Origin of the sequence: Microbacterium sp. UBA3394 (genome assembly GCF_002358725.1) — a bacterium.
Taxonomy (GTDB): Bacteria; Actinomycetota; Actinomycetes; order Actinomycetales; family Microbacteriaceae; genus Microbacterium; species Microbacterium luteum.
Genome location: NZ_DEPK01000276.1, coordinates 1 through 10261, shown reverse-complemented (window position 1 = coordinate 10261; position 10261 = coordinate 1). Strand labels below are relative to the sequence as shown.

11 protein-coding genes are annotated in these 10261 nt (G+C 69.1%); 2 read left to right on the top strand and 9 right to left on the bottom strand.

Annotated elements, in window-relative coordinates:
- Positions 1-21 precede the first annotated feature (21 nt).
- Positions 22-603 (bottom strand): CYTH domain-containing protein, encoded by a 582-nt coding sequence (locus B4E30_RS16065; RefSeq protein WP_286796241.1) that lies wholly within the window; start codon positions 601-603, stop codon positions 22-24.
- Between the two features lie 36 nt (positions 604-639).
- Complete coding sequence (locus B4E30_RS16060; RefSeq protein WP_071043698.1) at positions 640-873, bottom strand: response regulator; 234 nt, start codon at positions 871-873, stop codon at positions 640-642.
- Between the two features lie 228 nt (positions 874-1101).
- Between B4E30_RS16060 and B4E30_RS16055 the strand changes: the two genes are divergently transcribed.
- Together B4E30_RS16055 and B4E30_RS16050 are read left to right on the top strand one after the other, a co-directional pair.
- The gene (locus B4E30_RS16055; RefSeq protein WP_194385519.1) at positions 1102-3633 is read left to right on the top strand and encodes a rhamnogalacturonan lyase; all 2532 of its coding nucleotides are present in this window, start codon (positions 1102-1104) and stop codon (positions 3631-3633) included.
- 58 nt (positions 3634-3691) lie between these two features.
- The gene (locus B4E30_RS16050) at positions 3692-4423 is read left to right on the top strand and encodes a glutamine amidotransferase (RefSeq protein WP_194383310.1); all 732 of its coding nucleotides are present in this window, start codon (positions 3692-3694) and stop codon (positions 4421-4423) included.
- On the opposite strand, the gene B4E30_RS16045 is transcribed toward B4E30_RS16050, so the two are convergent.
- From B4E30_RS16045 to B4E30_RS16015, 7 genes are all read right to left on the bottom strand, one after another.
- Positions 4411-5091, bottom strand: a complete 681-nt coding sequence (locus B4E30_RS16045) for an NAD(P)H-hydrate epimerase (protein WP_194383311.1) — start codon at positions 5089-5091, stop codon at positions 4411-4413. The two genes, B4E30_RS16050 and B4E30_RS16045, sit on opposite strands and share 13 nt — an antisense overlap.
- Complete coding sequence (locus tag B4E30_RS16040) at positions 5088-6098, bottom strand: YihY/virulence factor BrkB family protein (RefSeq protein WP_194383312.1); 1011 nt, start codon at positions 6096-6098, stop codon at positions 5088-5090. The genes B4E30_RS16045 and B4E30_RS16040 overlap by 4 nt, the downstream gene beginning before the upstream one ends.
- Positions 6099-6154: 56 nt before the next feature.
- Positions 6155-6664 (bottom strand): prepilin peptidase, encoded by a 510-nt coding sequence (locus tag B4E30_RS16035; RefSeq protein ID WP_194383313.1) that lies wholly within the window; start codon positions 6662-6664, stop codon positions 6155-6157.
- 73 nt (positions 6665-6737) lie between these two features.
- Positions 6738-7730 (bottom strand): aldo/keto reductase, encoded by a 993-nt coding sequence (locus B4E30_RS16030; protein ID WP_194383314.1) that lies wholly within the window; start codon positions 7728-7730, stop codon positions 6738-6740.
- Positions 7731-7798: 68 nt separating this feature from the next.
- Positions 7799-8716, bottom strand: coding sequence for a L,D-transpeptidase (locus tag B4E30_RS16025; RefSeq protein ID WP_286796237.1), 918 nt, complete (start codon positions 8714-8716; stop codon positions 7799-7801).
- A 90-nt stretch (positions 8717-8806) separates the two neighbouring features.
- The gene (locus B4E30_RS16020; RefSeq protein ID WP_194383316.1) at positions 8807-9391 is read right to left on the bottom strand and encodes a dihydrofolate reductase family protein; all 585 of its coding nucleotides are present in this window, start codon (positions 9389-9391) and stop codon (positions 8807-8809) included.
- Between the two features lie 18 nt (positions 9392-9409).
- Positions 9410-10261 (bottom strand): WS/DGAT domain-containing protein (locus B4E30_RS16015; protein WP_286796235.1); only part of this gene is annotated, 852 nt, incomplete at its 5' end.

Genomic DNA, 10261 nt, shown 5'->3' with positions numbered 1-10261 from the left:
CCGTGTGGTGCGCGGGACGGATCAGAGCCCGAGCGCGCGAGCGAGCTTGGAGTCGGACGAGGCGTCGCTCGCTCCGGCGGCGCGTGCGATCTCGCCGATGGCCGCGAACAGCGGCTCGTGGTCCTCCGGCGCGGCTGGGCCGAGTTCGATCTCCCACTCCCGCCACGTCCGATCGACGCCGGCCCGTTCGTCACGAGCGGTCACGTGATCGTCGACGAATTCCGCGACCACTCCCCCTTCGGTGTCGAGCAGGTCGTACGCGACGCGGTCGTTGCGGATGCGGGCGAGCGGCGACAGCGGCTCGTCCGTTATGTGGGCGATCGCCGCCCGCACGGGCGCCGGCACCTCGGCGATGCCGCCACCGCCGAGGGGCCAGCCCAGCTCTTCTCGCCCGGCTCCGACGCGCGGGCCTTTCACATGCCATCCCGCGTCGGGCCCCCCGGTACGCCGGCGCAGTGCATAGCCGGAACGGCCGAGCTCCGCGTCAGCGGTGTCGAGGTAGACCGCGTCGAGGGCGCGACGCTCGGCCGCACCGACCGTCGCGACGCCGGGCACGCGCGTCCAGTCCGGAACGGCGATGTCGACCTCGACGTCGAATTTCACCTCGACCTCGTTGGTGCGCCGTGGCTCCGTCACCCGTCAGCGCCGATCGCGAGGTGAGTCGCTGTAGGGGTCGATGTCATCCTCCGACTCGACGAACCAGAACTCGCCCTCGGTGGGCCCGTCATCGTCTCCGGTATTGACGAGCTCCCCTCGGCGCGCGTAGACCACCTGAGTCTCGCTGTAGGGGACGATGAGCTGCTCCTGGTCCACGTCGTCGACAGGGATCACCTGCCCGTCGAGCGGGCCGCCATGAAGTCGTGCGATAGCCATGGACCGAGCCTAGCCCTCGCCCCATCCCGCGAGAGAAGGTTGCGCTTCGCGACGCGATGTGATGACGCCACCGCCGCGTACGGGGAGTGAGATCTTTCTCATGAATCGAATCAATTCCCGCCTTCGCATTGATTCGCCGGTCGCGGCAGGGTTACCGTTCGCGCGGGAAAACGCTTGCCTCCTCGCAGACGATGACGTCCGCTTCCCGGACGAGAGAAGGAATCGATGATGACTCCGCATCCCTCACGATCACGCTCGCTCGCCGCCGTCGGCATCGCGGGCGCACTCGTGCTCACGACCGCACTCCCCGCGACGGCGTCACCGGCGCCGCCGCAGCGGAGTGCCGCATCGCTCGACCGCGGTCTGGTCGCGGTCGCAACCGACGAAGGGGTCTTCCTCAGCTGGCGCCTCCTCGCCGCCGAGGCCGGCCCGGCGACGGCCACGGGCGTAAGTGGTCCCTCCTTCGCGGTGGAGCGTGACGGCGAGCGCATCGCCGTCGTCGATGACAGCACGAACTACGTCGATCCCGACGGCTCCGCCCAAGCGCGGTACACCGTCGCGCCCATCTGGCATGACGTGACGGGTGAGACCAGTGACGAGGTAGCCGCCTGGGCGGAGGGCTTCTACGACCTCCCGCTGCAGAAGCCCGAGGCCGGTGTCACGCCGACCGGCGAAGCCTTCGAATACACCGCGAACGATGCATCCGCTGCCGATGTCGACGGCGACGGCGCGCTGGAATTCGTCGTCAAGTGGGACCCGACCAACTCGAAGGACGTTTCGCAGAAGGGATTCACGGGCACCGTCTACCTCGATACCTACGAGATGGACGGGACGCTCCTCAACCGGCTCGACCTCGGGGTGAACATCCGCGCCGGGGCGCACTACACGCAGTTCATGGTCTACGACTACGACGGCGACGGGCGCGCCGAGACCATCCTCAAGACGGCACCGGGCACCTCGTGGCAGACGTACGGCGGCGATGGCGCGGTGACCGACGAGGGTCTTGTGACGATGCCGCAAGAGGATCTCGACGCGGGCTACTCCCCCGACGATGACTATCGGATGACGGCAGCGGAGTACCGCGAGCACCTGGTGGGCGTCTTCGAGGGCTGGTCGGAGCATCCCGAGGTCGTCTCCGGCACATGGCCTGCGACCCTCGAAGAGGCCTGGGGCATTCCCGTCGAACACGAGTATCCCCTCACGCGGGAGTCCGCCGAGGAGCTCGTCGACTACTTCATCGACGTCTACGCTCCTTCGCGGAGTGCTCGCAACGATCTCACGACCTTCGACGGGTTCATCGTCGACGGACCGGAGTACCTCACGGTGTTCGACGCGACGACCGGGCGCGAACTCGACACCGTGCGCTACGAACCGGGACGCGATGACGACGGTCTGCTGTGGGGCGATTACGCCATGAGCCGCATCGAGCCGGGCAACCGCGTCGACCGCTTCCTCGCCGGTGTCGCGCACCTCGATGACGATACGACCACGGCGAGCGCGATCTTCGCCCGCGGGTATTACACGCGTTCCGCGATCGCCGCCTACGACTGGGACGGGCAGAGCCTGACACAGCGTTGGCTGGCGGACAGCGGACATGTCCCGATGTCGAACCCGTTCAACGACGGCCCTCACGGCCGCGACGGGTCGAACGAGGAGTACGCCACGTTGACGACGCAGGGCTTCCATTCCCTGAGCGCCTCCGATGTCGACGACGACGGACGGCAGGAGATCGTCTACGGCGCTGCGACACTCGACGATGACGGCAGTCTGCTGTACAGCTCCTTCGACGTCCTGCCGGAGGGCAGCGCGGATCCCGGTGCGAACGTGCGCCTCGGGCACGGCGACGCCATGCATGTCACGGACGTCGACCCGGAACGGCCCGGTCTGGAGATCTGGACCTCCCACGAGGGCGCGACCTACGCACCGTACGGTTCGGTTCTGAGGGACGCCGCGACCGGAGAGGTGCTCTTCGGCTCGTACTCCGGCCGCGACACGGGCCGGGCGATGATCGGCGATGTGCGAGCGGACGTGCCGGGCATCGAGGTGTGGGCGAGCATGCCGGGAGGGTCCGAAGGGTCGGGTCTGCTGAGCGCGACGGGCGAGACGATCGACACCGCCACCCCCGGCACGAACCAGTCGATCCGGTGGGCAGGCGACCTCACGACGCAGATCGTCAACGGGTCGATCGATCAGACGCCGACCATCGACGACGTCACCCGAGGGACCCTTCTGACGGCGGAGGGCACCCGGACGAACAACTACACCAAGGGGAACCCGTCCCTCGTGGCCGACGTGCTCGGCGACTGGCGGGAGGAGCTGATCGTTCGCACCACGGATTCGTCGGCGCTGCGGTTCTACGTGAGCACCGAAGTCACCGCGCACAAGCTGCCGACTCTGCTCGATGACACGCAGTACCGCGTGGAAGTGGCCCGTCAGAACACCTCCTACAACCAGCCCTCTTACCCGGGCTTCTACATGGCGAGCGACATGGACTTCACGCAGGTTCCGGTCGCCACCGAACCCGCCACGCCGAAGAAGCCCCGCTTCATCGACCTTCCGGGCTCGGTTCTCGACCTGGTGATCGTCCCCCGCGATCGCGACTTCGAGTACTACATCGACGGTGAGCCGACGCGCACCGGCGTGACCCGCGTCGACCGCGGTGCGGAGGTGACGGTCACCGCCGTGCCTGTCGCGGGGGTCTCGCTCGAGCTCGAAGCCACATCCACCTGGTCGAAGACGTTCACGACCCGCTGGCGGTAGCACCCCGATGGGACCGGAACGTCGATGGCGGGCCGGTCCCACCGGGTTATCGTGAGGTGTGAAGCCGTTCGTCCTCCTCGCGACCCGCGCCGAAGACGTGCCCGCCGACGAGGAGTATCGGCTCTTTCTCACCGCGACAGGCCTCGCCGAAAGCGACCTCATCCGGATTCGCCTCGAAGCCGCGCCGATGCCCCGGCTGGATCTCGATGATCTCTCCGGGGTCTTCGTCGGCGGCGGACCGTTCAACGCCTCCGACCCCGCTCATCTCACGTCCGCCGTGCAGAAGCGTGTCGAAGCGGAATTCGGCACGCTTCTCGACGAGGTCGTGGCGCGTGATTTCCCCTTCCTCGGCGCCTGCTACGGCGTCGGCACTCTGGGCGCGCACCAGGGTGCCGTCATCGATCGCACCTACGGCGAGGCGATCGGCGTCGCGGATGTCGCGCTGACGGATGCCGGAGCGGCCGACCCCCTGCTGGCGGGCGTGCCCCGGAGATTCGGCGCGTTCGTCGGGCACAAGGAGGCGATTCGCGCACTCCCCGCGGGAGCGGTGCGACTCGCGTCGTCTCCGGCCTGCCCGGTGCAGATGTTCCGTGTCGGCGATCATGTCTATGCCACGCAGTTCCACCCCGAACTGGATCTCGAGGGCATCATCGTGCGGATCCACGCCTACGCCGGGTACGGATACTTCGCCGCCGACGAGCTGGGGGCCACCCTTGCTTCCGTCGAGCGCGCGCCGGTCGAACACCCGCAGCGCATCCTCCGGAACTTCGTCGAACGCTACGCGCGCTGAGAGGATCCACCCTCGACGACGCGGGCCACGTCCAGGCGCACGTCGGATTCCGGGAGCTCGAGTCCCAGATCGACGACGACGATCTCGCCGGTGAGCCGGGGACCCTCTGCCCTCCCGAGACCGATCTTCGGCGCCCCGAACGTGACCGTGAGCGCTGCCGGGAGCACAGCTTCGTCCGCTGTGCCGTCGTCCGGGTTCACGCCGCTCGGCACATCCACCGCGATGACGGGAGGGATCTCGGCGGCGAGCATCGCACCGACGATCGCACGTGCCGCCCCGCGGAGCGCTCCGCGGGCGCCGATCCCGAGGATTCCGTCGACGATAAGGTCGTATTCGGTGGCATCGAGCCCGTCCGATTCGATCCGTCGCACCCCTGCCGACATCGCGGCCGCAAGTGCGGACACGTGCGCATCGCCCGAGGTGAGGAGCGCATCGACGTCCATGCCCGACTCGGCGAGGCGCTCCGCGGCGTACAAGGCATCGCCGCCGTTGTCCCCGCGGCCGGCGAGCACCAGGACGCGCGGATGCGGTCGATCACCGAGCACGTCGGCGATCACTGTCGCGAGCGCCGCCGATGCGCGGAGCATCAGCGGCTCGCCGGCGTCGAGAAGCGGCCTCTCGGCGGCACGGACCTGCTCGGCGGTGTACGCGGAGACGGTGACGGTCATGCGTTCTCCTCCCGTTCGGCGCGTTCGGCTTCGCGGGCGGCTTCGAGCTCACCCACGGCCGTCTGCACGGACCTCTCGGCACGCTGCACCCGGCGCTGGGCGAAGGTCGAGGCCCCGTACTTCGCGCGCACGCGGTCGCGATCCTCCTCGACTCCCGTGACGATGTAGGCGCTCGCGATGAGGATCACCTGCGCAGAGAGGTTGATCCACAGCAGCAACGCGATGAGCGAGGCGAAAGACGCGAGCAGCGGGTTCGACGAAGCACCGCCCACGAAGAGTCCCGACAGCTGTTGGAGCACCGTCAGCCCGACCGCACCCAGGAGTGCACCGCTCCACAGGGCCCGGCCGGAAGGCTTCACACCCGACAGCAGGAAGAACGCGGCCGCCACCACGAGGGCGTCGAGCGCGAACACGGCGACGATCGTCACGGCTCGCGTCAGCAGAACCTCCAGCGGCCCCTCATCCGGCCGCCCGAGCCAATCGGTGACGATGCCGACGCCTGCCGTTCCCAGGATCGTGGCGGCAGCCGAGGCGACGAGTCCCGCCCCGATGCCGATGGCAAGCCCCAGGTTGCGCAACAGCACCCAGACGAACATGAGGTCGTCGGTGGTGCGATCGGCGATGCTGCGGATCGCCAAGCGCAGCGAGCCGATCGCCCCGATCGCCGCGCCGACGAGACCGACGGTCGCGATCGCTCCGGTGATGCTGAGGCCCGCCGGCGCCTGGATGGCGTCGGCGTCGATGAGGCCCTCGCCATCGGTTCCGATGAGGCCGGGAATGGCTTGATTCACCGCGCCCACGAGCGCCTGGTAGGCGTCGGGGTTGCCGGACAGCCAGAGGGCGGCGAAGGAGAAGCCGAGCAGGACGCCGGCGAAGACGCTGAAGAGCGTGCGATACGTGATGCTGTCGGCCAGCTGCGGGCCCCGCCGCTCCGAGTAGAGCAGGAGCGCTCGCACGAGTTTGAGGGTGAGCATCCACCGGATGGCACGCGCGACGAAGGCCTTCATGTCGCCAGGCTACCGACCGTTGACGGCAGCCTCCGCGGCCTTGACGTGTCGGCGGATCACCCGATAGTCATCGCTGCGACCGTCAGGGCGATCGCCGCCCACGCGCCGCCCAGCAGCCAGGGGCCGAAGGCGATCCTGACGCCGAATCCGCGGCGGCGCATCAGGACCAGCACGAGGGCGAACAGCCCCGCTCCGGCGAACGCGAACATCGATCCCAGCACCACGGTGTCCCAGCCGAGCCATCCGAGATGCAGCCCGATGAGACCCGCGAGCTTGACGTCTCCGCCGCCGATGGCACGCGGGTCGACGATCCGCACGACGAGCAGCGCGCCGAAGAGCACGGCGCCGGCGCCGAAGGATCGCATGGCCGCGCCGCCGTCATGAGCCGCGATCGCCGCGACACCCAGGCTCGACACGGCGATGACGTAGCCCGCACCGACGATGCGGTTGGGCAGCCGATGCGTGCGCAGGTCGATGACGGCCAGCACGACGCTCACGACGGCGAAGGCGACGAACGCGATGGCGACGGCGCCGAACGCAAACGCTGTGGCGAGCTCGACGTCCATGACGACACAGCCTAGAGTCGACGCCCTCCCGCCATCGACGAGCCGTCGTCACCTGTGGACAACGGGGCGATGGTCACCACTGCGGATGGATACTCGCCCGCAGGTGCCGGTCGTAGACGCCTCGCACGGCGGTGTCGAACTGATCGACGTCGAACCCGCCGTCGATGAGCTCAGCCGCATCGGCGTTCCGCGAAGCCTGCGTCACACTGCGCGCACCGGGAATCACCGTCGTCACACCGGGGCGGGTCGCCGCCCACGCCAGGCAGGCGGCTGCCAGCGGCACCGACTTGGGCAGGGTGGCCGACAATTCGCGCGCGGCCTCGACTCCGACGGTGAAGTCCACGCCCGAGAAGGTCTCCCCCTTGTCGAACGCTTCGCCGTTGCGGTTGTACGTGCGATGGTCGTTGGGGGCGAAGGTCGTACCCGCGGTGTACTTCCCCGACAGCAGGCCGGATGCGAGCGGAACGCGCGCGAAGACAGCGACCCCCGCACGTTCGGCCGCGGGCAGCACTTCGTCGAGAGGCTTCAGGCGGAACGGATTCAGGATGATCTGGATGTTGGTGACCCGCGGATGCGAGATGGCGGCGAGCGCCTGCGCGCACGTCTCGACGGAGACGCCGTATGCAGCCATCCGCCCCTCGGCGACGAGCGCATCGAGCGCCTGATAGGTCGCGTCGTCTTCGATCACCTCCGTGGGCGGGCAGTGCAGCTGCACGAGGTCGAGCGTGTCGGTGCGAAGGTTCTCGCGCGAACGGTCCACCCAGGAGCGGAACGCTTCCGGCGTGTAGTTCTCCGGCTCCTGTGCGACACGGCGTCCCATTTTCGTCGCGACCGTGACCTTGCGCTCGTGCCGCTCAGCCAGGAACTCGCCGATCAGGCTCTCGCTGCGCCCGTCTCCATACACGTCGGCGGTGTCGAAGAGGTTGACTCCCCGGTCGACGGAAGCGGCCAGCACCGCGCGGGCGTCGTCTTCCGAGACGACGCCCCAATCGGCGCCGAGCTGCCAGGTGCCGAGTCCGATGGCTGATACGTGACGGCCGGTCCGGCCGAGGCTGCGCTGCTCCATGCATCGATCCTACGGATGAGCACCTCCCGACCACGAGCCTTGACAGGTGCCGCACCCCGCCCGGAGGTTCAGCCCGTGATGACCACCGGCGTTCCGAGCGGCAGGGAGGCGAGCGCCTCGGTGGCGTCGGCGTCCATGCGGAGGCACCCGTTGGAGACCGCCCCCGACCGTGCGTCGTGGTAGTGGAAGGCCGTGATCGCGACATCGGCACCCCCGAAACCGTCGAGGGTGGGGCTCTGCACCGACAGGTACACCAGGGGGTGGCCCCGCGTGTAGGCGAAGCTCGGCTCGGTGCGCACGGTCATGACGAACGCGCGCCCGAGCGGTGTGGGTGTGGCCTCGACGCCGGACCCGAAGTCGGTGGCGATCCGCTCTCGGTCTTCTCCGCGCACGATGTCGACGGTGCGGTCGGCAAGGGAAACCTCGACGACCGCGTCCTGGGCGCTCAGCTCCACATCCTGGGTGCGCAGCCACCCGGTGAGCTGGGCCGGATCGCCGTTCGACGGGAACGCCTGGCGACCGACGAGCATGACCTTGACCCACGCGTCGTACTGTTCGATGACGGGAACGATGGTGCCGTCGTAGACGTAGTCCCGCGGAAGAGTCGCAACGGGTGAGGAGCCCGGCTCGGCGAACACGGGCGCCGCGGCATCGGTCGCGCGCGCGGCCACGCCCGTGACGTCACCGTAGGGATCGTCGTCGACCGGAAGCTCGGGGATGACGGCGAACACCGTCACCTCGGGAAGGCCGGTGAGGTCGTAGTCCGTCGTGTCCGCGGCGGGCCCCGTGGGTGTCGGGGTCGCGGTGGGCGAAGGTGCGGGAGTGCTCGTGGGAGTCAGGGTCGGCGTCGGGGTCGCTGCAGCCGGCTCCGACTCACCGGGTTGCAGCACCCAAGCGACGATGAGCGCGGTGACCGCGATGACGGCGGCGACGGCGAGCGCCATCCACCCCGCGTTCTTCCGGGTGAGCACGCGCGCCGAGGTCATGACTCCATCGTCGGTGCCCGCCGGCGCCATCGCAAGCGACGCACGGAACCGTCGCCCCTCGGCGAGGACGCATGCTCGTCCTGCCCGACCTCAGCGCGCGAGGCGCACGTCGTAGCGCTGCAAGACGACGCCCTGCCCGTACGTGCGCGCCTCGATCAGATCGAGGTCGACGCGTGGATCGCCGTCGAAGAGGCCTCTTCCCCGGCCGAGCACCGTGGGATGGGTGAACAGCATCACCTCATCGAGAAGGCCGGCATGCAGCAGCGCCGTCGCGATCGTCGCGCCCCCGACGCCGATGTCTCCGTCGGACTCGGCACGGAGCGCGGTGAGCTCCGCGATCGCGTCGCCACCGGTGCCCACGATGCGCGTTCGGTGAGGGGCGCTTGCGCGGGTGCGAGAGACCAGGACCTTCGGCATCGTCGTCCAGATGCGGCCGTACTCGCGGATCACGGGCGATTGAGACGCGTCCTCGGCCGCGGCCGGCCAGAACGACTCCATGAGCTCGTAGACGCGGCGACCCTGCACCATGGCGGTGAAAGCGCGGGCACGGGTGTTGAACTCCTCGTGCAGGATGTCGTCGATGCGCATCCAGTCCCCGCCGCCGTCCTCACCCTCGGCCTCCTCGATGCGCAGATCGAGGGAGACGTTCATCCAGTAGACGAATCGCGCCGTCATGTCTGCTCCCGCCCGGCGTCAGCGCGACGCCTGCTGCAGCTCACGGTAAGCCTTCTCGACGGCATCGGCCAGGCCCGCGATGTCGGAAACCGCGGTGGGATCGGTGCAGAATCCGATGCCGAGGGAATCGCCGTGGGAGATTGCGGCGATCCGCAGGGCATGGTGCATTCCCGGTTCCGAGGCCGAGACGAGCTGCGCGACGCGCCGGCCCGTCACGGACAACTCGCTTCGCGGTCCGGGCACGTTGGAGATGGCGACGCTGAATTCCCGCGCGCTGGATTCGACGCGCTCGAGCATCGCCGATACGGAGGGCAGCCCGCCGAGCGGGTGGAGCTGACCGATCGCGTGCATGAGGTCGTACATCAGCTCGGCATCGTCGGCCTGCTTCGCCGCGCGCGTCTGAGCGCTGATGCGGTCGAGCCGGATGAGCGGGTCGGATGCGCGGAGTTCGAGGTCGACGTTCATGAACGAGTCGCGGTTTCCCACGGCCGGGCCGTCGTCTCGATGGTGGAGACTTACCGGGATCTGCGCGCGCAGGCGCGGGGCCGACGCACCGAGCCATGAGCGCAGGCCCCCGGAGACGATGGCCATCAGGACGTCGTTGACGGTGGTGCGACGCGGGCGGGATGCTCCGATCGCCTTGAGTGCGCCGAGCGGCACGGTCGTGAATGCCAGCTCTCGATGTGCGGTGAGGGCGCGGTCGAACGGCGAGCGCGACCCCGGCCGGCCCAGCTCGCGTCCGATCGCCGCCGGAAGCCGCTGCCACAGCCCGCGGTGCGTTCCGGAAGCGGGCGCAGGGCGCATTCCGACGGAGGAGGCCGGATGTTCGCTCGGGTCGGCGACGGTATCCTGCAGGAACCGCATGCCCGC

Coding starts and splice junctions, on each gene's coding strand:
- B4E30_RS16060 (WP_071043698.1), bottom strand. CDS start 873: ATGGCTATCGCACGACTTCATGGCGGCCCGCTCGACGGGCAGGTGATC.
- B4E30_RS16055 (WP_194385519.1), top strand. CDS start 1,102: ATGACTCCGCATCCCTCACGATCACGCTCGCTCGCCGCCGTCGGCATC.
- B4E30_RS16045 (WP_194383311.1), bottom strand. CDS start 5,091: ATGACCGTCACCGTCTCCGCGTACACCGCCGAGCAGGTCCGTGCCGCC.
- B4E30_RS16040 (WP_194383312.1), bottom strand. CDS start 6,098: ATGAAGGCCTTCGTCGCGCGTGCCATCCGGTGGATGCTCACCCTCAAA.
- B4E30_RS16035 (WP_194383313.1), bottom strand. CDS start 6,664: ATGGACGTCGAGCTCGCCACAGCGTTTGCGTTCGGCGCCGTCGCCATC.
- B4E30_RS16030 (WP_194383314.1), bottom strand. CDS start 7,730: ATGGAGCAGCGCAGCCTCGGCCGGACCGGCCGTCACGTATCAGCCATC.
- B4E30_RS16025 (WP_286796237.1), bottom strand. CDS start 8,716: ATGACCTCGGCGCGCGTGCTCACCCGGAAGAACGCGGGGTGGATGGCG.
- B4E30_RS16020 (WP_194383316.1), bottom strand. CDS start 9,391: ATGACGGCGCGATTCGTCTACTGGATGAACGTCTCCCTCGATCTGCGC.